Origin of the sequence: Algoriphagus taiwanensis (assembly GCF_036245645.1) — a bacterium.
GTDB lineage: Bacteria > Bacteroidota > Bacteroidia > Cytophagales > Cyclobacteriaceae > Algoriphagus > Algoriphagus taiwanensis.
On sequence record NZ_BTPE01000022.1, the window covers coordinates 1 to 26,797 of the forward strand.

A 26,797-nucleotide genomic window follows, 5' to 3' on the forward strand; every position below is an offset into this window, starting at 1 on the left:
GTCACCACGACCGCTACCGCATTTGAAGTGGCAGGTCCGCAGCTTGCACTGGTCGCTACCACATAATAATAAGTTGTGCCTACCACAGCAGTGGATGGCGTATAGCTCGCTCCTGTGCCTACAGACGTTCCGCCCACGTTGCTGTCAGTCGCATTGCTGAACCACTCATACGTGATCGGCTCCGTGCCCGAAGCAGAGGCAGTCAATGCCGTCGCTGTCGCATCGATACAATAGGTCGCCCCTACAGGCTGAGTCGTGATCTCCGTCGCTGGAGTCACCACGACCGCTACCGCATTTGAAGTGGCAGGTCCGCAGCTTGCACTGGTCGCTACCACATAATAATAAGTTGTGCCTACCACAGCAGTGGATGGCGTATAGCTCGCTCCAGTGCCTACAGACGTTCCGCCCACGTTGCTGTTGGTCGCATTGCTGAACCACTCATACGTGATCGGCTCCGTGCCCGAAGCAGAGGCAGTCAATGCCGTCGCTGTCGCATCGATACAATAGGTCGCCCCTACAGGCTGAGTCGTGATCTCCGTCGCTGGAGTCACAATTAGGTCTACAGATTTAACTACTTCACATCCATTAAGCGTTGCTTTGATAAAGTAGGTTCCTGATTCGCCAACAGTTTGAGTAGATGGAATTGTAGCCTCTTGGTTTCTCCAATAGGTAAACTCTGCACCTTGAACTGAAGTATGCGTCGTTGCTAAATCAATCTCAAAAGGAAAACATACAGGAGCAGGTGGGGTCACCGTAAAGTCCGGCAACGCATTGATCACAACCACAACCGGCTTGACTACAAAACAGCCAGCTGCATTCTCAGCCTTTATATAGTATGTTCCTGAAATGGAAACAGACTCAGGATTAGCTAAGGTCTGAGTGGCATCCAAGTCAGTCCAGTAGGTAAAAATCAAATCCGCATCACTGCCATCAGTAACAGCGTCAGCTGTTAAATCGACTGTACCAGGAGCGCATACGGCAGCTGGATTGGTAATCTCTAGGATAGGCAAAGCAACTACTTCAATCACTATCGGAACTCGCTCACCAATACAAGTCGGTGTGCCTTGTGCTACATAATATGTCACTGTTCCTGCTGAAGCAGTGGAGGGTCTCAGTTCTGATACATCCAAAGGTGTTTGGGAATCGATCGTTTCATAGAAAAATAGTTGATAGCCTTGCTGAGATGGCTCTGCTAATGAACTTAAAAGATCTGCTTGCTCTCCAATACAATAGGAAATATCCTCATCTACAATAGGAGTACCTTCTATATCGGTAACCTCAATAATAAATTCGAAATAACAAATACTTCCCCCAATGCTTGGTGGGATACCATAGTAAGTGGTTTGGCCTGGTGTAGCAGGGAATGGAGTAGCGTTATTAAATAATGTTCCAGTACCTTCCAATGTTTGTAAATCTATTCCTGACCAGAATTGAGTTCCTGCAGGGAATTGATTTCTGATTGTTGAAACTGGGATTGTCTCCTGTACCTCATTCTCACAGAAAATAATGATTTTCTCCTCATCTCCAGTACAATTAGCATTGGTTGGATCGATCGCTATAGGAGTTGGATCTGTGATAGGTGAACCCTCACATTCTCCCTGATCATCATTAAATCCAAAAATAAAATCACCTGCATCTCCAAGTGTTGCACCTGTAATTGCACCGGTTCCATTAACTGTCCCATCAACAAGGATAAATCCAGCACAGCTTGCATTTGCAATAATAAAACAATCATCGGTTACCCTGATGGTATAATTCAGGGTAGCAAGTATGTCATTTGGATCATCAGGATCAGGTAAAGGCAGAGTGCCTAGGTTCCACGTCAATAATCCTGTAACAGGATTAAATGAAGGGGGGCTAACAGGGGAAAAACCATTTGTAGTTCCATTGGATGAGACGTATACTCCTGCGTAAGGCATAGGAATTTCAACAATGGCATTATTGATAGCCTCCGTACCAATGTTTCTAATATCTAATTTGTATACTAAAACGTCATTTGGATCAACCTCAAGACCCGGTGCATGTTGATTGGCAACAGGGTTTCCATTGATTGAAACCAATGTGTTGTTAGGCTCAACTTCAGGAACATAGGAATCTACTGCAAATACAATATTGAAAATTGCATAGGTATCACCCGTACTTCGATACCTGAATTTTGTAGCTGTATCATTGTTATCGATGTAGATATTGTTTCCACTTCCATCGACGTTAAAGTTCTCAATAGTACTAATGTCAATACCGGTATTATTAACCCTATTGAGATTTCTTGTATTGCCTCCAGTTTCTATAGACGAGTTAAAAAAGTTATTTGAGGTATTTCCACCATGACTTAGCGCGAACCAATGGGCATTATTAGTGATGTCACCTGAAACATTATTGAACTTGATGGCAAATTGATCTCCAGAAATATTTCTATCGCCCTCTCCTGCCATAACGCCAAGTTTAACCTCTACTGGTCCATCCTGCGCAGCTCGGAAACCATCAATATCTAAACCCCAAGTACCTGCATTGGGGCCTGAAACGTGTGCATAACCGTCAAAAACTGTTATGTCTTTCCACTTCATATCAGAGTTTTCATATATTACAACCATTCCCCATCCTCCAAAATTTCCTGTACCGTCGGAAAGGGCATCTATGGTTGCAATATCGGCTACGGTATAAGTACCAAGACCTGCATTGGGCAAATCCTTGACAAACTCTGTGACATCCGCAAAACCAGCATACATCTGACGAAACTCAGAATCGTTGGTTACTGAGTAAAAAATATCTCCAGGTTGAGCTTGAACATTAATGTAATTCGCACTTCCAGGAACTTTCAATTTTACAACTCTTTTATCAAGAGTTTTTGTTCCCGTGGTAGAAACGAAGAAACCAGATGCCGCAATAATTGCTCCTGAAACATCTTGTTGTTGGGATAAGGTTCTTGAATTTGTGCCTCCGACATGTCTTCTATCTCTTCTCAGCCCTGAAACAGTCAAAGTAATGTTACCACCATTGTTCCCATTTCCAGTTAAAACCAGATTATTGGAAAAAGTCGCGGTTCGAAAATTTGTATTTTGATCGTTTGTTGAAGCAATTGGAACATTCTGAAAAGCTCCCCCATTTACACGGTATTGAATTGTGTTAGTATTATAACTAGTGCCTCCACCTATAAAGTAGGTGAATTCATAAACATTATTACCTAGGTCAATTCTGTAAAAAACAGTACTAGTTCTGTTAGAATTATTAGATCCAGTACCCGTATAATCGTAAACACTAACTATATAGGGAGTATTTGCTATACCACCATTATGCAATACCAAATTGCTGTTTGTAGGAGTAATCTGCACTTGGAATGGCGGAACGGTAGCATTCGGTACCTCTACCAAAAAATTGCCTTCATTTGGCCCTGCTCTACCCGCCCAATAAAGACCTGCCCAAACGATGTTTGAGCAATTTGGATTATCCAGGTTTGGATCGAAAATAAGATTTGCACTTGAGGAATTGATAGTATTTGGATCGCTATCTATATCCACAAATTGCATTTGATTACCACTATTATCTTCTGCTAGGTCATAATCAGCTAATGTTAGGTTAGTATTCCCCAGCATTGCAAAATCGCCTTTGATATTGTAGAATTTTTTCTCAGGATCTGTTTTTGGTGCCCTAGGAGTAAATTCTTTGTGAATCTGACCATAGGCCAAGTTCCCAACAAAAAGACTAAAAATAACGAAAAACACCCCTGACCTTAAGGGCATTTTAGATAGATTTTGATAAATATTTTTCATAACGATTGGAGTCTAACCTGGTTATTATTCTGCTTTATCATTCAGGTAAAGAAAACATTACTACCCATGACCTAGATGGGTCAACAGAAAATCTTGATTTCACTTCGCTTTCTGACATATAATTGTCGAAAATCACATACACATACTTTAGATTAGGTAATGCTGACAGAAAAGGATCAGATAGATTTACTTGAGCGTCCCCTTTGACTTTGATTGAAACAACTTCAACCGAAGAGAAATCGAACTCACTATTTGGAATGGCTGAAAAGTCTGAGGTCGAACTGATTCGAATAGACTTAATAGGGAGTTGAATTTCCTCAGGTGAAATCAAAGCACCATCTCTTACCTCGAGAATACCAACTTTACCAAAAAGCATTTCGTTGACAGACTTTCGCTCGGTATCAGAAAGGCTAGAAAGCTTTTTTTCCATCGAAACAATTTCTTGGGCCATTAGCGAGTTGCTAAGGAAAATAAAAAGACAAATGCTTGAAAGAATGGCACTTATCCTTGGCCTATTCCAATCGTGACTTACAAAATTTTTCATATCCTTGGTATTAACAATTTTAAAATTCATGACCCTTTGTCCCCTTCTTATCGTTGACCTTTTGGGAAAATGAAATACAATAGCATTATTATGCAGTAAAAATACACTTTAATGTTTTTCATTTCCAAGCCTTTTTCAAAAAATTTTGGTACGTAATACAAATTTTTTGGTACGAAATGGATTTTTGTATCTCCAAATTACATTTTTGTTTAACATTTACCGAGGTTTATTAAACATTCAGGCCTAATTGCCCACTTTTATTTTGAGAAAATTTTCATCCCTGCTTCTTCTTCCTTTATCTTACCCATTCAAAAAGTTTTCCATGGATACCCCTATAGACCCTTTAAAATCCGACCTCGAAAGAAAATTGAAGCAACTCCGCCTAACGGCATTGACATGGAGATCTTCCACAACATTCGACCGTATAGAGAGACTGAAAGCAATCAGAACTTGGATAAAAAACCATCAATCTGATATCAGGCAAGCCCTTTGGAATGACTTCCAAAAACCGGAAGTAGAAACCGACCTCTCAGAAATCTATCCGGTCACCTCTGAGATCAATCACACCATCAAGCATCTCAAGTCTTGGATGAAAGCCAAGTCTCTTCCGGCTCCTCTGGCAATGCTGGGCACCAAAGCCAAAGTCCAATTTGAGCCAAAGGGGGTCGCATTGATCATCTCACCTTGGAATTACCCCTTCAATTTGGCTATTGGGCCCCTTATTTCTGCCCTGGCAGCAGGCTGTCCTGTAGTCCTTAAACCTTCTGAACTCACACCGCATACCTCAGACCTGATTGAGCAAATGATTTCAGCTATTTTCAATAAGGAGGAGGTAGCAGTTGTCCAAGGGGATGCTTCTGTGGCTCAGGCCCTTTTAGCTTTACCGTTCGACCATATTTTTTTCACAGGCAGTCCACAAATTGGAAAGATTGTGATGGAAAATGCCGCTAAGAACCTTACCTCAGTCACGCTGGAATTAGGAGGTAAATCGCCGGCTATCGTCACCGAATCGGCCGACCTTAAAGATGCGGCTCAAAAGATCATTTATGGAAAATTGGTCAATTGTGGACAAACATGTGTAGCTCCTGATTATATTCTTGTCCATGAATCAGTCAAGAATCAGCTTCTCAATGAGCTGAAGGTAGCAATTCAACAAATGTATGATGCTGACTTCATAGGGATTGAAAGCTCTAAAGATCTCGCTCGAATCGTCAATGACCGACATTTTTCCAGACTCAAGTCCTATCTAGATGATGCTGTTGAAAAAGGTGCTAAAGTAGAATTTGGTGGGAAATCCAATCCTCATCACCGCTTTATTGAACCGACTCTCCTAAGCCAAATCACAGAGGAAATGGAAATCGCTCATGAGGAGATTTTTGGGCCAATCCTACCCATTCTTTCTTTTGGTAAACTAGAAGACGCAATTGAATATGTTAATCGCAAGCCTAAGCCTCTAGCGCTTTATGTATTTGATAAATCGAAAAGTTACGAGCAGATCCTGGAAAAAACCAGCTCCGGAAATGCAGTCATCAACGATTGTGTGCTTCACTTTATCCACAACGAACTGCCTTTTGGAGGTGTGAATAACAGCGGGATTGGCAAAGCCCACGGTCATTTTGGATTCTTGGCTTTCAGCAATGAAAAAGGAGTATTGAAACAACGAATTGGATATAATAACGTTACCCTTCTAAGGCCGCCGTATGGGGTGAAGGCCAAAAAAATTGTGGAGTCGCTAATCAGATGGTTTTAAAATGAACAGGAATATTTATATCCTCAGATCCTTTGGATTGATTTTTTTCTTGAGCCTGGCATGGGCCTGTAGCTCGGATCCAGAACCAAACGTTGATTTTCTGCCTGCCAGAGAAATTTTGGACCAAGCTTACGGCACAGACGTTCGCCAAAAAATGGATATTTATCTTCCAGCAGGAAGAAGCAGGGAGAATACCCCTTTGCTGGTATATATCCACGGAGGAGCCTGGATTGATGGAGATAAAAGTGAGTTTCTGCAATTCAAACCAGTCTTAGAAACCCTCTTCCCAGACTACGCTTTTGTTTCAGTTAATTATCGCCTTTTCGATTTCATTTCTGGAAACAATAAATTTCCAGCCCAAGAAGCAGACATTATTTCTGTTTTTGAATACATCAATCAAAACCTGGAATCCTGGAGCGTATCTGACGAAATTATCATTTCCGGTGCCAGTGCAGGAGGTCATCTAGCACTTCAACATGCCTATCGAAATGATTTCTCGGCTATCAAGGCAGTGGTTGCTTTTTTTCCTCCGACAGCGCTGAAAGAACTCCATGGATTCAATACGATTACTGCCTTGGGTCTGGAAAGTATCCTAGGTGGAAAGCCTGATCAAATTCCTCAAGCCTATTTGGATTCCAGTCCGATAAGTCATTTGGACTCGAATGATCCTCCTACAATATTTTTTCATGGGGATATAGATACAGTGGTACCCATCTCCCAGAGTGAACTATTGGAAGAAAAGCTCAATTCGACGGGAATTATCCACCAATTTACCCGGGTACCTAACCAAGGACATGGATTCACGGATGAAACCTATAAGAACCTTCTCGAAGAGGCTAAAAACTTCATTTCTGCAATAAATTAGTATAAGCGCCTTAAAATTTGTTCTAAGATTTCGGATTTGAACAGTTTATTCCATGCACAGTGAATATTTAGAATTTGGCTCCATTCCAAGAATATACTCTGGCAGGAACTTCAAAGTATTGTCCTTAAGATTTTTCTGGTCCAATTCAAATAATAAATCAGGAATAGGATTCTAAAATTGGTCAATTGGGACCACAATCACCATGAGTTCGTGTTTCCACATTAAAAAAGTTTCTCATTAAGGAAAAGTTTTTTGCATTTAAATGCTCCTCCCACTTTCCTTTTTTGAAAAAAGCGATATCCAACCTATTTACAGAACAAGACAGCAAAAAAAATAAAAAATCTCCCAATAGGCTGAGATCGCTTTTCCGAGATAAAATATTTAGACACGCATATTTGTCTATAAAAACTAAAAAATCTTTCTGAGATACTATCCGAGCTTCAAATTTTCAGTGAATATGTTTTTCTCAGCAAATGAAAAAAAGGCACTGAAAAACAATGCCCTTTGATTCTACTAAGCAAAATTTTTTCAAACCAGAAAACCATAGTTGAGTATACTTTTGGCCTAAATAAAAGAATAGCTAGCTTGATCAACGCTATTCTAAATTTATTGGACCAAAAAAATGGGGCGAAAAATCGACCCATCCTTTTTTGATAGCTGAAAGAACAAAAATTAATCGCTATCTACAGTACAGCTAGTCAAACTGTAACAAATAGTCAAATTACTTAAATCAGCATTTTCCTTTTTCTTTTTTCCTACTAGAGGGGACACTAAACCCTCATCTGATGTCTCGCCCCCATCATAGATATAGATATGCGAAGCAGGTCCACCTTTTACTATGAAAGCAACAGCTTCCAAGCATTGTCCCGAAGATCCATCAAATGACCAGTTAACATACTTACCATTTACTACTTCGATGGTGAATCCATCAGGCCATTCTGCTTCAAATTTACCCTTGTTGAAATCATTCCGAATTGTGCTTTCATCAAATTCGAAACCGGTGTCTGCACAGGAGGCATTTCCACCCGGACCAGATGTCCAAAGGATTGGTGCAATTCCACCGCTAGAAAGCCTGGCATTAATCGTCCCCTCATTAAGGTAAAGGCTTCCACCATCAATGTCGGTCTCTTCAATTTGAATTAAATCTGGATTTTCCATTGGACTACAGGCAAACATGGTTGCTATTACCAATGGGAATGCTAGAATTTTTGATATTTTTTTCATATTCATATGGTTTTAAAAATGTTTAATAAAGATATAAAAATTTATTTCAAATGCAATTTTTTGTATTTAAAAAATAAAACCCCGCAAGCGCGGGGTTACCGGTTCTTTAGACTTTTTGGAGTCCCGTAGAATGAGCCAGCGATTTGATGGCTTTCACTACTTTTTCCGATGGCTTCAGGGTTACCTGATTTAAGTTCTCTATCGTGCTCAGCAGGTCTAAATATTCTTGCATCAGGGAATCATCGCTGTGCAAGGCTTGCATTAAGAGTTCTTGTTCACCCTCGGTCATTTCCCGGTAGATATATCTTACCAGGTCATTTGGGGTAAAAGGTTTTGTCATAGGCAATATTTAATTGTTTCATTTTTTTTCTAAGATGGATTAGCGCATAGCGCATTCTTCCCAAAGCCGTATTGATACTCACTCCTGTCTTTTCGGCAATTTCCTGAAAACTCATATCCATATAATGCCTCATGACCAACACCTCTTTTTGAGCTTCAGGCAATTCTTCAATCAGTCTTTTGACCAACTCTATGGTGTCCTCTTTAATCCTCAAGTCCTCAATGGTTGACTCTGCAAATTTCAGTGAATTGAAGACATTGCTTCCGTCCTCCATCAAGATAGTTGGGTATCGCTTACTTTTTCTAAAGTAGTCAATAGCCAGATTATGAGCAATTCTCATGATCCAAGGCTGAAACTTCCCCTCTTCCGTATACCGATCCGATTGCAAGGTCTGAACTACCTTGACAAATACATCCTGCAAAAGGTCTTCTGCTACCTTTTGGTCTTTTACAATGAGAAAGATGGTAGTAAATACCCTGCCCTGATACCGATCTACTAATAGATCAAATGCTGCTTCACTTCCGTTGCGATACTGAGCGATCAATTCACTGTCTAATGGACCTTTTCGCTTATTCATATGTAGTTGGTTTTTGTACAACGTAGAAGTCTATGCCATAGTATCTATTTAGCGGGTGATGAAAAATTTTTTTAAGGGTAATATGAATTGGGCCATTAATCTAGCCTGATTTTTTTGAAATAATCAAGCCCAAAGCCAAATTCGATAAGAAATTCTATTTTTTTCGGTTTCATGAAATTTTATCCTTAAAAAATGAACATACCCTAATGACTTTCTGATGAGGTACAAAAATTTGTTAAAATTTAGAAAACCGGAACCCTTATCCTGACTTTTTTATCCAGATAAGTCCGCCTCAATTCTTACCTTCGTGATAGAGAAAAAGAAAAACAACGATGGAATTAAGCGGAAAAATTATCAATCAACTTCAGGAAGTAAGCGGAAACTCGAAAAGCGGAAATGCCTGGAGAAAACAAGAATATATCATTGAAACAGGAGGCCAATATCCCAAAAAAGTCTGTGTGGCCATTTGGGGAGATAAAATCGATCAGTTTGCGCTGAAAGTGGGCGAGCAGGTTACTTTAGGGATTGATGTAGAAAGCAGAGAATACAATGGAAGATGGTACACGGAGGTCAAAGCCTATAAAGTGGACCGTACGGGGGCTTCCTCCGGACCTGCGTCTTCTATGCCTGAAGTGGACACCTTTTACTCTGAAAGCGAAGAAGACAAGCTTCCGTTTTAATTAAAGAAAGATTTTAACGCACTTTTTTAAATAATTTTTACCATGTGGGATGACTTTGAAAAGGATGATGAATGGGATGATGAGGAAGAATTTGACCCCAAGTCCATGCGGGATCAAATTTTTTCTCATCCTCTTATGAAAAAGGGAAATGAAATTGTATCCCTTACTCATGCTTTGGTGGGCAGCCTAGATGAGGCTCGGAAAGAGCTTTATGGGGGAATGATGATGGAAGATGCCACCGTAATCTGTGCCAAATTTGCCGGTGCAGAAGGAGTCAATGACTATGTGCTGAAGATGGAAAATGCTACCATTATGAAAGTGCATGCGAGGCATCTCAACTCCATGACCTATCAGCTCGCAATGGAAGAAACTCATGCTGAAGAGCACCTAAATCTGCTTAGGGAGTTGATTGCTGAATTTAAGGTACTCTTTGTCGAGTGGGTAAAAGGTTTTGATCCTACTGACAGGTATGATGACGGTTGGGGACTATTCATCGACTGAAGCTTTTAACTAAGTTATTTTATTTCTAAGTTTAGGAAAATGATCTAAACGGATGAAGTACCTAATCTATTTCTATTTTTTACTTCTTTTCTTTGGTTGTACCTCCTCAGAAAAGTCAAATGAAATCCAATTTCTTGAACTCAAGGATTTGGTGGTGGATACGCTTTATCTTGAAAAGGATACGCTAACCAAAAATCTAGGAATCAATTTCACCCACTTCCAAACCGACTCGGGAGAAGTCCTTTTGACTTTCAATCAATACCGACTCCTCACCTACAGCTTTCCGGAAGGCAAACTGCTCAATTCTGTAAAATTTGAAAAAGAAGGTCCTGACGGAATTGGGGAATTCATTCCTGGGTATTTTATTGATCGAGATAAAATTTATTTTTTATCGCAGGATCAAAAAGTATTAGAATGTGATTGGAAAGGAACGGTGCTGCGGAGAATACCTTTACCCGAAACACCTTCTGAAAGATTGGGGAGCAACTACACCGCCCTTCCATTCAATCCCCTATTCAAATCTGAAAAGGGTCTATTCATAGCCGATGTTCCATTCGTCCTTTTCGATGATCATTTGAGGTATGAAAACTGGATCTTAGATTTTTCACTTGCAGACAGCAGTTTTAATCATATTTCATTTCGCTATCCTACTTCTGCCCGGCAATTTTTGCAGGACCCTGAATTGGGCCAATACTTCCATATGTTTGATACGATAGAAAAATCACACTGGATCTCTTTTGCCATTTCAGATACTGTACTCAAAATCAAAGAAAATCAGATCAACATGTTCCCTTTAGCCCCGTTTGAGCAATTGGAATTTCTAAGAGGTACTACATCGCAACGGGGTGAGTGGACTGCCTTTAATCCCAATTTCGAAAGTTCAAAATACACGGCAATTCAAAAAGATTATCAGACGGGTTTAATATTCAGGCATATTAGGATTAACGATGGTAATCTAGAGCAAAACATTAAATCAAAACATGCCTTTGTAGTCATGGATTCAAGAGGGGAAAAACTTGCCGAAATAAGATTTAGCGATTTGGAATTTTCACCTTATTCATTCCAAACGCCAGACGGATTGTATTTCCCTTTAGGAACTCTATTTATAGAAGACAATATCCCATTTGTGAAAATTGACTTCTCGAAAATCAACCCATAAAAAAAGCGGGGCTTATTCAGCCTCGCTTTTTGCTTTTAGTTCGATTTCTTCTCCAGATTCATCCAGGAATCTGTATTCCGTCACAGGTAGGGAAGAATCTTTGATCAGTTTTATCCATTTGTAGTACTTGAAAAACCACTTCACCCTTCGGCTAATCAGGCCATTGGTGAAGTATGCGTGCAGATAGGGATGCAGCCCAATGTGTATTTTTTCCACGTTTTGGATGGTGGCCATGTGCTCGAGATCATTTTCAAGCTTGTCTGCCACCAATATCGAGGCTTGGATTTTACCGGTACCGTTACAGGCCGGACAGACTTCCTTGGTCACAATGTTTACCTCAGGTCTTACACGCTGTCGGGTGATTTGCATCAGTCCAAATTTGCTCAAAGGCAAAACGGTATGCTTGGACCGGTCAGACTTCATTTCCTGCTGCATGGCTTCATAGATGGCCTTTTTGTTTTCGGCCCTTTTCATATCTATGAAGTCCACCACGATGATTCCTCCCATATCGCGGAGGCGAAGCTGCCTTGCGATCTCTTTGGCAGCCACCAAATTGGTCTTTAAGGCTGTTGATTCCTGATCGCTTTCCTGATTGGACTTGTTGCCACTATTGACGTCAATGACGTGCAGGGCTTCGGTATGCTCTATGATTACATATCCTCCCTGAGGAAGGCTCACCGTCTGTCCAAAGAGGCTTTTGATTTGCTTCTCTATTCCAAAACTTTCAAATAGCTTGGCTTTACCGTTGTAAAGCTTGACAATTTTTTCTTTTTCAGGCGCTATGGTCCTGATGTAGGATTTAATCTGATCGTAGGTAGATTCTTCTTCTACGGTGATTGCGTCGAATGATTCATTGAGCAGGTCTCTGATAAGTGAGGAGGCCATGCTCATCTCTCCGATGATTTTGTCCCGGCTTTTGGCTTTCAGCAGCTTCTTCATGCCTTCCTCCCAAGTAGTGAGAAGATTTCGAAGGTCTTTGTCGAGTTCCGTCACGGACTGTCCTTCGGCCACAGTTCGAATGATTACTCCGAAATTGGCAGGCTTGATGGAGTTGATGAGTCTGAGAAGCCTTTTTCGCTCTTCACTGCTTCTGATTTTCTTGGATACATTGACTGTATCTGAGAAAGGCACGAGCACTAGATAACGACCGGGCAGAGAGAGCTCACAGGATAGTCGGGGGCCTTTGGTAGAAATAGGTTCTTTGACTACCTGAACCAGCACTTGATTGGTCTTGGAAAGAATCTTATCGATTTTTCCGACTTTTTCTATTTCGGGTTCATTGTCAAAGCCCTTCAGTAGGTAGCTGTTGTAATTATTGTTTCTCACCATTTTGGTGAACTTCAACAAGCTGTTGACATTTGGTCCCAGGTCTTGGTAGTGCAAAAATGCATCCTTTTCGTATCCGACATCAATGAAGGCTGCATTCAGCCCATTGACGATTTTTCGGACAGTCCCTAAGTAAATGTCACCTACTTTAAACTGATTCTCCATTCCCTCGGAATGGAGCTCAACCAGTTGTTTATCATTCAGTAGGGCAATTCGACTTCCATTTTGAGCAGAATCGATTAACAATTCCGTACTCAAAATCTCTATTTATGTTACTATGTAAATGAACGTTGATGATTACTCAAACAGGCAATCGAAGCAAATTACTTCTTCTTGTGTCTGTTCTTTCTCAGTCTTTTCTTACGCTTGTGAGTAGCAATCTTATGTCTTTTTCTTTTTTTACCGCAAGGCATAGTCTTTAAGGTTTAGATGTGAAATACTGATTTTATAGCCTGTCGAGGTAGCTCTGAATACTGCTGAGAATCATTGGGTCCTCAGTCATTTTCTTCACTGCCTCAAACTGTGCTTTCGCTTTGTTTTTTTCTTTGGATTCAAAGTAGCTAACGCCCAAATAAAACTGCCCCTGAAGATTATCGGGGTGATATTTGATCAGCTCTTCAAATCGCTCAACGGCCTTATTGTACTGTCCGGACTGCATGGAGAGAATCCCCATATTGAATAGTCCGTCCTCATTTTGAGGATCTTGTTCCAATATATCCCTCAGCATGGTGATACCTTGCATAGGATTGGAAGAGGAGACGTAGGTCATGGCGATTTTGGTCTTCAAATCCAGACGGGCCGGGTTTTTGGACAGCACCTTTTCCAAGTAGTTTCTGGTTTTTTCCGCCAGTTTTTCCACTTTGGCTTTATCCAAAGCAAAGCTGAATGCTTCATAATTTGCTTTCCCTGCCTCTTCAGCCAGAAAGAGGTTGGATGGCAAAAGATCAGCCGCTTCGCTCCAATAATAAGCTGCACTGTCAAATAGCCCTTCTCCTTTATACAATTCTGCCAAAACCTGAGCTGCGGCTACTTTCTCCTCATTTTCAGTTGCATTTGCATACATCTGCTTGAGTTGATCAGCCTGAGTTCTGTTTTCAGCAGAAAGCTCATTCTCATGAAGCTCGGTAATCCCTTGGGCTTGGGTCTCTTCCGAATCCTCCACGGCACCTTCCATTTTTGAACCGGTAGACTCATTATCTACCACTACTTTGGGAAGTGCATAAAGGCCCACTACTGCCAGAATTCCTGCTACGATGAGAATGAGCTGAGATTTTTTCATGTCAAAGTCGCCTCAGACTTAGTCCTGAGGAGCCAATTCCTTGATTTTTTTGCTGGTTTTGATTTTCTCAATGAACACTTTTGAAGGCTTGAAAGCCGGGATGTAGTGCTCATCGATCACGATCGCCGTGTTTTTAGAGATGTTTCGGGCGATTTTCTTCGCTCTTTTCTTGTTGATGAAACTTCCAAAGCCTCTTACGTAGATATTTTCTCCCTCGGCCATGGAATCTTTTACTACTTTGAAGAACGCCTCGATGGCTTGTGTCACATCATCCTTTTGGATCCCGGTTTTGTCGGAAATCTTGGTGATTACTTCTGCTTTTGTCACAGTGATTTTAATTTAGAAATTATGAAATAAGCTTAACAACCTATTAACCAAGTGTTTTTGGGACTGCAAATGTACGAGAACCAAAGCAATTAAAAAACAAATTGAAAAAAATTACCTTGGTTTGCACCAGAAATATTTTACCCTAATGAATAGCAAATCTGTTGAATTTCAGGCTTTTCCCAACCAAATCATCCAATGGTATAGACAAAATCCAAGGGATCTTCCGTGGCGTGGAACCACCGATCCATACCTTATTTGGCTCTCAGAAATCATTTTGCAGCAGACCAGAGTCGCTCAGGGATTACCTTACTATTACGCCTTTTCCCAAACCTATCCCACGGTCAAAGATCTTGCACTAGCCCCGGAGTCGGAGGTCCTCAGATTGTGGCAGGGATTGGGCTATTATTCCCGAGCCAGAAATCTCCATGCCTGCGCCAAATGGATTTGGTTTGAGCAAAATGGGGTCTTCCCCCAGACCTATGACCAACTCCTATTATTAAAAGGTGTAGGTAGCTATACCGCGGCTGCTATTTCCAGCTTCGCATTTGGGGAAGCTAAGGCAGTTGTTGACGGGAATGTATTTCGCGTCCTCGCCAGATATTTTGGGTTGGACTCGGATATCAACTCGTCCAGGACCAAAAAAGAATTTGAAGCCCTGGCCAATCAGTTGATCCCAAAAGACAATCCCGCCGAGTTTAATCAGGCCATGATGGATTTTGGCTCCAGACAATGCACGCCCAAAAACCCTTCCTGCGAGACCTGTCCATTGGTAAAAACCTGCTTTGCTCATACCCACGGCCTAGTCAATCAGCTCCCGGTCAAAATCAACAAAGTCAAAGTCAAGGATCGAAAGCTAAATTACCTCGTCATCAAGTGCGGAACCGAATGGGTCTGGAACAAAAGAAGCTCAGGAGACATCTGGGAGGGATTGCATGATTTTCCCCTTCAGGAAAAAACAAAAACTCTTCTGTCAGAAATAACCGATGCCAAGCCTATTCCAAAAAGCTACCGGCACCTGCTTTCCCATCAGCGCTTGGAGGCTGAGTTTGCGGAAGTAGAATTTCCGGCTGAAAAACGACAGGCCCTTTACCAATGGTGTGAGCAAGAAGGATATTTACTCGTATCGGAAAAGGAAATCGACGAACTGGCCAAGCCCAAATTGATTGTCAATTTTTTGAACGATCAGGGGATTTAAGTAACTTCAACTTCCTTTTTAACCAAAAAACAGAGAAATAATGGCTGGAGTAAATAAAGTTATTTTGATAGGAAATCTTGGGGCAGACCCAGAAGTGAAATACCTCGAAGGAGACAAAGTGGTGGCCAACATCAGTTTGGCAACCACCGAAGCATACAAAGACCGAAATGGAAACCGGGTCGAACAGACCGAATGGCACGATTTGGAGCTATGGGATCAGCAAGCAAAAATAGCCGAGCAATACCTCAAAAAAGGCTCACAAATCTATGTGGAAGGCAAAATCAAGTCTGACAAATGGCAGGATGAACAAGGACAAAACCGTAAAAAAATCCGGATTCGCGTTCTGAATTTCACTATGCTCGGAGGAAGGCCTGAAGGAGGTGGAATGCCCCAATCCAATGAAATGTCAAGTCCGGCTTCTACCCCTACCCGAAGTGCCCAACCGGCACCTGAGATGAAGGAGATTGAAGATGATGATCTTCCATTCTAAAAACCAACTGATTCCTCCGAAGTCTACATTCGGAGGAATTACTTATTTTTGCAAAAACATTTAGTATCCCAGATGGACGACCCCTACCCGAGTTATCTTGTCATCGCACAGATTGTCGAGCTTTCTCCCAACTATTTCCTGATCAACGGGTTAGTTCTAATTTTTTTATTGATCTGTTCCGCTCTGGTTTCAGGTTCTGAAGTGGCCTTCTTTTCCCTAAGCAACGACGAAATAGAAGAACTCAGGGAAACCAATCCCAGCAAAGGAAGAAAGATAAGCGCCTTATTGGCACAGCCCAAAACCCTGCTTAGCACCATCCTTATCCTAAACAACCTGATCAATATCGGGATTGTCACCCTTACGACTTTCCTCACTTGGTCTATTTTCGGCAACAATGCTTCTGGAATTGTCATTCTTTTGGTTCAGACCATCGGAGTCACTTTTGCCATCGTGTTTTTTGGAGAGATCGTACCAAAAGTCTATGCCAATCAGGCCAAACTTCAGTTTTCCATGGCTATGGCATCCATCCTTTCTTTTTTCACCTCCGTGCTGAAGCCTTTCTCCTACCTACTGCTTGGATTTGGCAATTTGATTGAAAAGCGAATACAGCATAAAGGGTACTCTCTCTCTGTAGATGAGCTAAACCAAGCATTGGAAATCACTACCGAAGACACGCCTGAAGAAGAAAAAGAAATCTTGAGGGGGATCGTAAACTTTGGAACCTTGTCCGTCAAGCAAGTGATGAAAAGCCGACTGGAAATCACTGCGATAGACGTGGAAATGGACTTTCACGAGCTAATGGACCGCATCAACAAAAGCGGCTATTCCAGAATTCCCGTCTATGAGGAGACGATAGATAATATCCTTGGCGTACTTTATATCAAAGATCTTCTTCCTCACATAGAAAAGGATGAAAACTTTGACTGGAAATCACTCACCCGGAAATGCTTCTTTATCCCTGAAAACAAAAAAGTAGATGCCCTTCTCAAGGATTTTCAGAAAATGAGGGTGCATATGGCGATTGTGGTAGATGAATACGGGGGCACTTCAGGCTTGGTGACTTTGGAGGATTTGATCGAGGAAATCATCGGAGAAATCAACGACGAGTTTGACGACGCCGAAGATTTCTTTTTTCAGGAAATAGATCAGGACACTTTTGTTTTTGAAGGTAAAGTGTCCCTCAATGATTTTTGTAAGAAGCTGGAAGTGGATTCTCAGATATTTGACGAGGTCAAAGGGGAAAGCGAGTCTCTTGGTGGACTGCTTCTGGAGATCAACTCCAAACTTCCGAAGAACGGAACCAAAATCAATTACCAAGACTTTGAATTCACCGTTTTGGCGGTGGACGCAAGGAAGATCAAAAAGGTAAAGGTCCATCTGAAAAATCATGGGACCAAAGAGGACGATAAATTCATGGATTAATACAATTTCTGTAAACTCGGCATTTCTTTGCTTCAAACAGAATTTTCTTTGCCTAAGGTCAGGCTATCGTCTTTATCTCTTAATCAGTTACGATAGCCGATTTTTTAAAGATTGTGCCATTCATTTCCCCAAATCCCCATTTCTTCTCCAGAAAATAAAGAAGCTTGGCATTGAAAGTGGACGAAAGTCAATTTACCTAATTTTTATAGACTGACCATTCGCCAATTTTTATTCTGAATTATTTCTATCCTATGAGGTTTTATATCTTCCAAGTGGAAAATGGAAGTAGAAAAAAATTTATGATTCAAGATTTTTTTTTGAATAAAACCATTTTTCGAAAAATCTCAATTTTTCAATGCCAAATGACAGGATTTGAAAGCCTAGTTAGAGGTTAATTACATCTTTTCTTGAAAAATCGGCGAAAATTTATTCCCATTTTAAGATTATTAAAAAATCAAACAATCCGATTATTAGTCAATAATCCTTCATTTACAAAGCCCAATCGTTGCTTAAATTTTAACAAAGGGAATTTTTTTTGTAATTTTTGGAAATTTTGAACCTATAAAAACCTAGAAAATAATGCAGCAAGGAATGTATCGGCCGGAATTTGAGCATGACTCATGCGGCATTGGTGCAGTGGTGGATTTGAGCAATACCCCTACTCATGAGACAATCAGCGATGCACTATATATGCTTAGCAATATGGAGCATCGAGGAGGGCGAGGATCAGATCCCAAAACAGGAGACGGAGCGGGGATTTCCATCCAAGTCCCACATGAATTTTTGAAAGATGTCACTGCCAGAACGGAAATCAACCTTCCCGAACCCGGCTCCTATGGAGTAGGGATGACCTTTTTCCCAAAAAACAAACAGCTATTCCTCAAATCAAAAGAGCTTTTGAATCAACTGATCGATCAGTTGGGGTTTGAATTGATCGGCTATCGAACGGTACCCGTCGACGAGACGGTACCCGGTTCGGGAGCTTTGGACGTGATGCCCAATATTGAGCAGCTTTTTGTAAAGCACAAGGATGATCTCAGAGATATAGACCTTGAGCGTAAGCTTTACATTCTGAGAAATTATGCCACTTCTGAGATCAACTCAAAAATCCCCGGGGTCAACCGCTCCTTTTACTTTGCGAGTTTGAGTAGTCGCACATTAATATATAAAGGGCAGCTGAGAACAGATCAGGTATTACCTTTCTACAAAGACCTACAAAATCCAAGAATTGAATCAGCATTTGCAATCGTTCACTCTCGATTCTCTACCAACACCTTCCCCAACTGGAGACTGGCACAGCCTTTCCGCTTCTTGTCACACAACGGGGAGATTAATACCATCCGGGGCAACTTGAACAAAATGAAGTCCAAGGAGGCCCTGATGAAGTCCAAGTTTTTTACCGAGGAAGAGTTGGCCATGCTTCTCCCGATCACAGATAAGCACAACTCCGACTCTGCAAACTTGGACGCCATGGTGGAGCTATTGACTCTCAGCGGTCGATCCTTGCCTCACTCCATGATGATGCTGGTACCAGAAGCCTGGCAGGACAACGAAGTGATGGACCGGGACAGAAAGGCATTCTATAAATTCCATGCCTCTCTGGTGGAGCCCTGGGATGGACCTGCAGCCCTGCTTTTTACCGATGGAAAGTCCGTAGGAGCCACTTTGGACCGAAATGGACTGCGGCCTCTTCGCTATTTCATCACCCGAGATCAACGACTCGTCCTATCCTCAGAGGCTGGTGCTCTCCCTATCCGGGAAGCTACCATTACCGAAAAAGGCCGAATCAGCCCAGGAAAAATGATCTGGGCGGATTTGGAAAAAGGAAGAGTGCTGTTTGATGAGGAGGTAAAAGGTGAAATCTGCCGTCAGCAGCCCTACGAAAAGTGGGTAAACGAGAAGCGTACCAAACTCAGATTTGTCCCCGACCCGGAAGAAATGGCTTTTCCTTATCAAAATGATAAGCTCAAAAAATGTCAGACCGTATTCGGGTATACATCTGAGGAGTTGAAAGTCATCCTAAGCCCAATGGGGGATACCGGCTATGAACCGGTTGGATCCATGGGTGCGGATACACCGCTTGCAGTACTTTCCAAGCAAAGCCAGCACATCTCCAACTATTTCAAGCAACTTTTTGCACAAGTCAGCAACCCACCTATTGATCCTATCCGGGAGCGACTGGTGATGTCCCTTTTCACCCGAATCGGTGAAGGTCATAACATTCTCGAAGAATCTCCTGAGCATACCAAGCAGATCCATATTTCACAGCCAGTTTTGCTCAATGAAGATTTGGAGAAAATCACCCTGATGGAACACTTGGGCTACAGGTCTCAGCGTCTTTTTGGTCATTTCCGAGCAGACCATCAGCCGGGCAGACTTTTGGAGGCCATAGATAAGCTATGTCAGGAAGCTGAGGAGGCAATCCATGAGGGGAAAAACGTCTTGATCATTTCCGACAGGAAAAGTTCTGAGGACTGGGCACCCATTCCCTCTCTTTTAGCAATCGGGGCAGTTCATCAGCATTTAGTCAGAAAGAAAATCAGAACCCGTGCGGGCTTGGTATTGGAATCCGGGGATATCCGGGAAGTGCACCATTTTGCCACAGCAATCGGCTATGGGGTTTCAGCCATTAACCCTTACCTGGCTTTGGAATCCCTACTCCAACTCATGGAAAGCGGTCAGCTGCCAAAAGTAAAAGATCAAAAGACACTTTTTGCCAATTATCAGGCAGCAATCGGAAAAGGCTTGCTCAAAGTACTTTCCAAAATGGGTATCTCCACTCTTCAGTCCTATCAGGGTTCTCAGATTTTTGAGGCCATTGGTTTGGGGCCTGAGGTGATTGACCGGTGCTTTACCGGTACGGTATCCCGTATCAGTGGGGTTTCTTTTGATGAACTGGCAGAGGAAGTTTTGGCAAGACACAGAGCTGCCTACGAGACCCATAGCCCTGTGCTAGAAACAGGCGGTGTCTATCAGTGGAAAAGACGGGGAGAAAAGCACATGTTCAACCCCGAAACCATCCACCTCCTGCAGAAATCAACCCGACTGGGGGATTATGAGCTGTATAAGAAGTTTGCCTCCAAAATCAATGAACAAACCACCGATGCGCTGACTCTCCGAGGACTGTTCGAATTCAAAAAAAGAATCAGCATTCCATTGGATGAGGTAGAGCCCGAGGAGAATATACTCAAGCGATTTGCCACCGGAGCGATGTCTTTCGGTTCCATTTCCCATGAAGCCCACACCACCTTGGCCATTGCCATGAATCGCATTGGTGCCAAGAGTAATTCCGGAGAGGGAGGGGAAGACGAAATTCGGTATCAGAGAAAAGAAAATGGAGACTGGGAGCGTTCAGCCATCAAGCAGGTGGCTTCCGGTCGATTTGGGGTGACTTCTCACTACCTCAGCAATGCCGAAGAAATCCAGATCAAAATGGCTCAGGGGGCCAAGCCGGGAGAAGGCGGACAACTACCGGGGCATAAAGTAGACGAATGGATTGGAAGAGTACGGCATTCCACCCCGGGAGTCGGGCTGATTTCCCCTCCTCCACATCACGACATTTACTCCATTGAGGACTTGGCTCAATTGATTTTTGACCTAAAAAATGCCAATCGTCAGGCTAGAATCAATGTAAAACTGGTATCTCAGGCAGGAGTGGGCACAGTAGCTGCAGGTGTGGCCAAAGCCATGGCAGATGTTATTCTGATCTCAGGCGCCGATGGAGGCACAGGAGCCTCTCCGCTCAGCTCTATCCGTCACGCAGGTCTTCCTTGGGAATTGGGTCTTTCGGAAGCTCATCAGACTTTAGTCAAAAATAACCTTCGAAGCCGAGTTGTCCTTCAGACTGACGGACAAATCCGAACCGGAAGGGACATTGCAATTGCTACTCTTTTGGGAGCGGAAGAATGGGGAGTAGCCACCGGCGCCTTGGTAGTAGAGGGATGCATCATGATGAGAAAATGTCATCTGAATACCTGTCCAGTGGGAATTGCCACTCAGAATCCAGATTTAAGAAGACTCTTCACCGGGGATCCCGACCATGTGGTCAATTATTTCCGATTCTTGGCTCAAGACCTTCGGGAAATCATGGCTTCTCTTGGCTTCCGTACCATTGATGAGATGGTCGGCCAAAGCCACGTGCTACAGTCCACAGGGCATCTTAATCACTGGAAATGGGACAAGGTGGACCTTTCCCCTATATTCCACCGAGTGGAAGTACCCGACCATGTGGGTATCCACAAGCAGATCGATCAGGAATTTGAACTCAACCAAGTTCTGGACCGACAGCTAATTCAAGTTGCCACCCCGGCCTTGGAGCAAGCTATTCAGGTAGAATCCAACTTTCAGATCAAAAACACGGACCGATCAGTTGGAGCCATGCTATCTAACGAAATCTCCAAAATCTACGGAGGAGTGGGCTTGCCGGAAGACACCATTCATTACAAGTTTTCCGGCTCTGCTGGACAGACCTTTGGAGGATTCTTGGCCAAAGGAGTCAATTTTGAATTGGAAGGGGAAGCCAATGACTACTTCGGGAAGGGACTTTCCGGAGGAAAACTTATCGTGTATCCAAGTCGAAATGCCCGGTTTGCAGCCGAAGAAAATATCATCATCGGAAATGTGGCTTTCTACGGAGCTACTTCCGGTGAAAGCTATATCAACGGAAAAGGCGGTGAGCGATTCTGCGTAAGAAACTCCGGAGTAAAAGCAGTAATCGAGGGTATCGGTGACCATGGATGCGAGTACATGACCGGAGGATTGGTCATCAATCTCGGAGAGATCGGCCGCAATTTCGCTGCGGGGATGAGCGGTGGAATCGCCTACATTCTCAAAGAATACATCACAGAGATCAATACCGAAATGGTGGATTTAGACTTGATGGATGAGGAAGACCTCTCCACTATGAAGATTTACCTCAAGAGGCATGTCAAGCTGACCAACAGTAAACTAGGTCAGAAATTCCTCGACAATTGGGAGTCTGTGCAGGATCTCTTTATCAAGGTCATTCCTAGAGATTACAAAGCGGTATTACAGAAAAGAGCAGAAGAACAAGCAAAATCATTGGTTTAAGATGGGAGCGAAAGAAGGATTTATTCAATTTAAAAGAGAAACACCTGTATCACGGGATCCTCAAGAGCGGATCGGTGATTACAAGGAAATATACGAGCCCTTTTCCGGGGAAAAACTTAACCACCAAGCTGCCCGATGCATGGACTGCGGGGTTCCATTTTGCCATCATGGGTGTCCTTTGGGGAATGTAATCCCTGAATTCAACGACGCGGTGTATCAGCAGGAGTGGGAACAGGCCATTCATATTTTGAAAAGCACGAACAACTTCCCTGAATTTACCGGAAGAATCTGTCCTGCCCCTTGCGAGGCCAGCTGTGTGCTTGGGATTAACAAAGACCCGGTAGCCATCGAGCTGATCGAGAAAAACATTGCCGAGAAGGCTTATGAACTGGGTTTGATTCAGGCTAATCCCCCAGCGGTAAGAACTGGAAAAAAAGTAGCTGTCATTGGCTCGGGCCCAGCAGGGTTAGCAGCCGCAGACCAGCTTAATCAGGCAGGACATGAGGTGACTCTTTTCGAAAAAGACGCCAAAGTAGGTGGACTTCTCCGCTACGGCATCCCTGATTTCAAATTGGAGAAATGGGTGATCGACCGCCGTATTGAGATTATGGAAAAAGAAGGAGTCATCTTCTCTACTCAAACTGAAATAGGATTCAATGTCAAAGCAGAAAACATCCTGAAAAACTTTGATGCGGTGGTATTGGCTACCGGAGCAGCTCAACCCAGGGCTTTGAATATTCAGGGAGACCAGCTGAAAGGAGTGCACTTTGCCATGGAATTTCTGGGCAAACAGAATCAGGTGATTGGAGGGGAAATTCAGGAAAATCCGATTCAAGCCAAAGGAAAGCATGTTTTGGTCATTGGAGGAGGAGATACCGGAAGCGATTGCATCGGTACTTCCAATCGTCATGGAGCTGCCTCAGTCACCCAGTTGGAACTTCTGCCCAAGCCACCCAAGGAGCGCACAGAGTTAAATCCTTGGCCAGAATGGCCAATGACTTTGAAAACCTCGAGTTCACATGAGGAAGGAGCAGAGCGTATTTTCTCTGTTTTGACCAAAGAATTTATCGGAAACGAAAAAGGAGAGGTCACCGGACTCAAAGTGGCCGACATCGAGTGGATTGAAAAAGGAGGCAGAATGACCTTCGTAGAGATTCAAGGTTCGGAGAGAGTTATCCCCTGTGATCTTGCCTTCATAGCTATTGGCTACTTGGGACCTGCTCAAAATGGTCTTTTGGAAGCTTTCGGAGTGGAAAAAATGGAAAATCATACCCTGCCTAAATCAAAAAATTATCAGAGTACCAACTCCAAGGTATTTCTGGCAGGAGACATGAGAAGAGGACAGTCTTTAGTGGTATGGGCAATTTCTGAAGGAAGGGAGGCTGCTGTGAAGGTGGATGAATTCCTGATGGGAAGCTCGAGCCTACCGAGAAAGGACGAATCCTATTTCCAAGTCGACGAGCATATCGCAGGTTAGGATCCTCGCTGATTCGTGCAGTGGGGGATTGTATTTAGAGTATCCTGTTTAGTTGACTCCCTGTGATAAAGAAAGCCGCCCTTTAGGCGGCTTTCATCTTTTGGCTTAGTTTACTCCACGAGGTCCTCTCCGTATTTCACTTCGATCGTGTATTTGTCCTTCGGGTCTTCTTCTGCCTCGATTTTCCTCTTTCAGTTCTTCCCAGGCTTTTCTCTGCTCTTCGGTGAGTACTTGCTTGATTCTTTCATCCTGAGCTTTCATTTCTGCTCTTCGGTCGGCCGATTCAGCTTTTTTGGCCTCCATCTCTTCTTGCCTCTTTTTGGCATTTTCCAAGTTGATGGAATAGATTTCAGTTTTCTGAGCTTCAGATAGTGAAAGTTTTTCAGCCATTCGCTCGGTCATTTTCTGAGCTCTTTCCTCAGGACTTGGAGGAGTTCTTTTTCCTTCTTGGGCAGCCACACTTAGACTGGTAAATACCAAAAGAGCTGCGCCGATGATCCACTTTTTCATGTTGTTATTGGTTTTGTTTCAGGATTTAGACCTTGCAGGTGGGCTGAGGTTTAATCCTGAGGGTTGGCCAATTGTTAACAAATGCTAATTGATGGATTTTTCCTCAATCAAGCCCTTTCTTTCAGAAGCTCTCACGTATTTGGGTTTGATGAGTAAGCGGAGACTTGGATCGAAGCTCAGGTAGTTCCAAGACCAATCCAGGAAAATAAATAGCTTGTTTTTCACTCCAAGGATCGCCATCAAATGCACGAAAAGCCAAGTCAACCACGCCAAGACTCCCTGAAACTTCACGAAAGGCAAATCCACCACAGCCAATTTTCTTCCCACAGTGGCCATAGATCCTAAGTCTTTGTATCGGAAAGGGATGAGGGGTTTGCCCGTGATTGTATTTTTAAGATTGATTGAGAGATTTTTGGCTTGTTGAATAGCCACTTGAGCTACCTGAGGATGCCCTTTGGGTTGGCTTTCTTCAGCCATCAGACACTGATCGCCCAAGACAAAAATCCGCTCTGATCCGATCAATTGATTGTATGAATTCACCAACATCCTTCGGTTGCCGGAATATTGCTCCGGGTGGAACCCTTCGATCGCATTGGGTTTGATTCCTGCAGCCCACAGCAGGGTTTCCGTTTTGATCGGTTCTTTACCCTCTATCTGGACTTCTTCGCCATCGTAATCCAGAACTCGCGTGCTGAGATACACTTCCACGCCCAGTTGCTGAAGATACTGCAATGCATGACTCTGAGACTCCTGACTCATAGCACCCAGCAGGCTGGGACCTGCTTCGATCAAGACCACCTTCATGTTTTTGAAGCTGAGCTCAGGGTAGTCTTTTGGGAACACATTATTTCTCAATTCTGCCATGGCCCCGGCAAGTTCCACTCCGGTAGGCCCACCTCCGACAATGACCACATTCATGAGGGTTTTTCTCTCCTCTACTTTTTCGATAGAGATGGCTCGCTCGTAGTTGGAGATGATTTTATTCCGAATATATAGGGCCTCTGAGACGGTTTTCATCGGGGAGGCAAAGTATTCGATGTTTTTTGCCCCGAAATAATTGGTATCTGCACCCATGGAGAGCACAAGAAAATCGTAATCAATATAGCCAATGTCTGTGAAGAGTCGGTTTTGCTTTTGGTCCACACTCAGGACCTCAGCCATACGGAAGGTGACATTTCGGGTAGACTGAAAAATCTTCCGAATGGGAAATGAAATGGCAGAAGGCTCAAGGCCTGCAGTAGCCACCTGATAAAAAAGTGGTTGAAACTGATGAAAATTGTTTTTGTCGAGTAAAATAACCTGAAAAGGTCCACCCTTCAAGCTTCGGGCAAGTTTAAGGCCGGCAAATCCAGCCCCGACAATGACCACTTTAGGCAGGTCCAATTTAGGAAGATTGGGTATGGGAAAAGAGGCAGATGACATAGAGATAGGGATAGGTTCTAGTCCTTACACGAATTTTTGCGGAGCAAGACTGAAGATATGGGCCTGCTTTTCTTTTTTCTTCAATACTTTTCCTTTTTCCCCCAAGTGAAAAGAATTGTTATTTTTGCCCACCTCTAAAATGAAAATCCATGGGAAGAGCATTTGAATTCAGGAAAGAACGGAAGTTCAAAAGATGGGACAAGATGTCCAAGGTATTTACCCGTCTGGGAAAAGAGATCGTAATGGCTGTCAAAGCCGGAGGACCCGACCCCACAACCAATGCCAAGCTGAGAACAGTAATTCAAAATGCCAAGGGTGCACAAATGCCCAAGGACCGCATCGAGGCAGCGATCAAGCGTGCATCCAACAAGGAGGAAAGGGACTATGAGGAGATTGTATATGAAGGATACGGGCCCTTTGGTATCGCAGTCATCGTGGAAACCTCCACAGACAATACCAACCGCACGGTAGCGAATGTAAGATCCTACTTTACCAAAGCCGGTGGTTCTCTAGGTACATCCGGTTCTGTAAGCTTCATGTTTGACCGAAAGGCAGTTTTCCGTTTTGCCAAAGGAGACTATGACATGGAAGAGTTAGAGTTGGAACTGATCGACTTTGGCTTGACCGATATTGACGAAAACGAAGGAGAACTGTTCGTTTACACAGAATTTGAAGACTTCGGAGCCATGCAAAAGGCCTTGGAAGACAAAGGAATTGAAATCATCTCGGCGGATTTCCAGCGATTCCCAACCACGCTCACCGAACTTACCGAAGAGCAAGAAGAGGTCATCAATAAGCTGATTGACCGTCTGGAAGAAGACGATGATGTAAACCAGGTATTCACCAATATGGCCTAATTCACTCATTGGCCT

At 43.0% G+C, this 26,797-nt stretch carries 21 protein-coding genes; 11 read left to right on the top strand and 10 right to left on the bottom strand.

Annotation, left to right across the window (positions count from 1 at the left end; all coding sequences use genetic code 11):
- Positions 1–3,767 (bottom strand): Ig-like domain-containing protein (locus AAA938_RS19275; protein WP_338230434.1); only part of this gene is annotated, 3,767 nt, incomplete at its 3' end.
- Positions 3,768–3,804: 37 nt separating this feature from the next.
- Complete coding sequence (locus tag AAA938_RS19280) at positions 3,805–4,311, bottom strand: hypothetical protein (protein ID WP_338230435.1); 507 nt, start codon at positions 4,309–4,311, stop codon at positions 3,805–3,807.
- Positions 4,312–4,633: 322 nt separating this feature from the next.
- Between AAA938_RS19280 and AAA938_RS19285 the strand changes: the two genes are divergently transcribed.
- Positions 4,634–6,061, top strand: coding sequence for an aldehyde dehydrogenase family protein (locus AAA938_RS19285; RefSeq protein WP_338230437.1), 1,428 nt, complete (start codon positions 4,634–4,636; stop codon positions 6,059–6,061).
- A gap of 1 nt (position 6,062) precedes the next feature.
- Positions 6,063–6,926 carry a prolyl oligopeptidase family serine peptidase gene (locus AAA938_RS19290; protein ID WP_338230439.1) on the top strand — a complete coding sequence of 288 codons (864 nt, stop codon included), beginning with the start codon at positions 6,063–6,065 and terminating at the stop codon, positions 6,924–6,926.
- A gap of 672 nt (positions 6,927–7,598) precedes the next feature.
- On the opposite strand, the gene AAA938_RS19295 is transcribed toward AAA938_RS19290, so the two are convergent.
- From AAA938_RS19295 to AAA938_RS19305, 3 genes are all read right to left on the bottom strand, one after another.
- On the bottom strand, positions 7,599–8,150 hold the full coding sequence (locus AAA938_RS19295; RefSeq protein WP_338230441.1) for a hypothetical protein: 552 nt from the start codon (positions 8,148–8,150) through the stop codon (positions 7,599–7,601).
- A 106-nt stretch (positions 8,151–8,256) separates the two neighbouring features.
- On the bottom strand, positions 8,257–8,490 hold the full coding sequence (locus AAA938_RS19300) for a hypothetical protein (RefSeq protein ID WP_338220043.1): 234 nt from the start codon (positions 8,488–8,490) through the stop codon (positions 8,257–8,259).
- Positions 8,465–9,067: an RNA polymerase sigma factor gene (locus AAA938_RS19305; protein ID WP_338220044.1), complete on the bottom strand. Its 603-nt coding sequence runs from the start codon at positions 9,065–9,067 to the stop codon at positions 8,465–8,467. The genes AAA938_RS19300 and AAA938_RS19305 overlap by 26 nt, the downstream gene beginning before the upstream one ends.
- 332 nt (positions 9,068–9,399) lie before the next feature.
- On the opposite strand from AAA938_RS19305, the gene AAA938_RS19310 reads away from it, so the two are divergent.
- From AAA938_RS19310 to AAA938_RS19320, 3 genes are read left to right on the top strand one after another with little or no spacing between them, the layout of a single operon-like run.
- A complete protein-coding gene (locus AAA938_RS19310; protein WP_338230443.1) occupies positions 9,400–9,747 on the top strand; it encodes a DUF3127 domain-containing protein in 348 nt (115 codons plus the stop codon).
- Positions 9,748–9,789: 42 nt separating this feature from the next.
- Entirely contained in the window at positions 9,790–10,248 is a 459-nt protein-coding gene (locus tag AAA938_RS19315) for a hypothetical protein (protein WP_338230445.1), read from the top strand.
- 52 nt (positions 10,249–10,300) lie between these two features.
- Positions 10,301–11,407, top strand: a complete 1,107-nt coding sequence (locus tag AAA938_RS19320) for a DUF4221 family protein (protein ID WP_338230446.1) — start codon at positions 10,301–10,303, stop codon at positions 11,405–11,407.
- Positions 11,408–11,419: 12 nt separating this feature from the next.
- On the opposite strand, the gene AAA938_RS19325 is transcribed toward AAA938_RS19320, so the two are convergent.
- The 3 genes from AAA938_RS19325 to AAA938_RS19335 form a co-directional block, all read right to left on the bottom strand.
- Positions 11,420–12,991 (bottom strand): Rne/Rng family ribonuclease, encoded by a 1,572-nt coding sequence (locus tag AAA938_RS19325; protein WP_338230448.1) that lies wholly within the window; start codon positions 12,989–12,991, stop codon positions 11,420–11,422.
- Positions 12,992–13,178: 187 nt separating this feature from the next.
- Complete coding sequence (locus AAA938_RS19330; RefSeq protein WP_338230451.1) at positions 13,179–14,012, bottom strand: tetratricopeptide repeat protein; 834 nt, start codon at positions 14,010–14,012, stop codon at positions 13,179–13,181.
- 18 nt (positions 14,013–14,030) lie between these two features.
- A complete protein-coding gene (locus tag AAA938_RS19335) occupies positions 14,031–14,339 on the bottom strand; it encodes an HU family DNA-binding protein (RefSeq protein WP_338226214.1) in 309 nt (102 codons plus the stop codon).
- Between the two features lie 145 nt (positions 14,340–14,484).
- Here AAA938_RS19335 and mutY point away from each other — a divergent pair, with 145 nt between their 5' ends.
- From mutY to AAA938_RS19360, 5 genes are all read left to right on the top strand, one after another.
- The gene (gene mutY, locus AAA938_RS19340) at positions 14,485–15,534 is read left to right on the top strand and encodes an A/G-specific adenine glycosylase (protein WP_338230453.1); all 1,050 of its coding nucleotides are present in this window, start codon (positions 14,485–14,487) and stop codon (positions 15,532–15,534) included.
- Positions 15,535–15,574: 40 nt separating this feature from the next.
- Positions 15,575–16,024 (top strand): single-stranded DNA-binding protein, encoded by a 450-nt coding sequence (locus tag AAA938_RS19345; protein WP_338230455.1) that lies wholly within the window; start codon positions 15,575–15,577, stop codon positions 16,022–16,024.
- Positions 16,025–16,096: 72 nt separating this feature from the next.
- The gene (gldE, locus tag AAA938_RS19350; RefSeq protein WP_338230456.1) at positions 16,097–17,446 is read left to right on the top strand and encodes a gliding motility-associated protein GldE; all 1,350 of its coding nucleotides are present in this window, start codon (positions 16,097–16,099) and stop codon (positions 17,444–17,446) included.
- A gap of 579 nt (positions 17,447–18,025) precedes the next feature.
- Entirely contained in the window at positions 18,026–22,516 is a 4,491-nt protein-coding gene (gene gltB / locus AAA938_RS19355; RefSeq protein ID WP_338230458.1) for a glutamate synthase large subunit, read from the top strand.
- A gap of 1 nt (position 22,517) precedes the next feature.
- Positions 22,518–23,993 (top strand): glutamate synthase subunit beta, encoded by a 1,476-nt coding sequence (locus AAA938_RS19360; protein WP_338230459.1) that lies wholly within the window; start codon positions 22,518–22,520, stop codon positions 23,991–23,993.
- 105 nt (positions 23,994–24,098) lie between these two features.
- Here the strand turns inward: AAA938_RS19360 and AAA938_RS19365 are convergent, their stop codons facing one another.
- Both AAA938_RS19365 and AAA938_RS19370 read right to left on the bottom strand, forming a co-directional pair.
- Positions 24,099–24,503: a Spy/CpxP family protein refolding chaperone gene (locus AAA938_RS19365; protein ID WP_338230462.1), complete on the bottom strand. Its 405-nt coding sequence runs from the start codon at positions 24,501–24,503 to the stop codon at positions 24,099–24,101.
- An 84-nt stretch (positions 24,504–24,587) separates the two neighbouring features.
- The gene (locus AAA938_RS19370; protein WP_338230464.1) at positions 24,588–25,925 is read right to left on the bottom strand and encodes an NAD(P)/FAD-dependent oxidoreductase; all 1,338 of its coding nucleotides are present in this window, start codon (positions 25,923–25,925) and stop codon (positions 24,588–24,590) included.
- 149 nt (positions 25,926–26,074) lie between these two features.
- Here AAA938_RS19370 and AAA938_RS19375 point away from each other — a divergent pair, with 149 nt between their 5' ends.
- A complete protein-coding gene (locus AAA938_RS19375; protein ID WP_338230466.1) occupies positions 26,075–26,782 on the top strand; it encodes a YebC/PmpR family DNA-binding transcriptional regulator in 708 nt (235 codons plus the stop codon).
- The last annotated feature ends 15 nt before the right edge of the window (positions 26,783–26,797 follow it).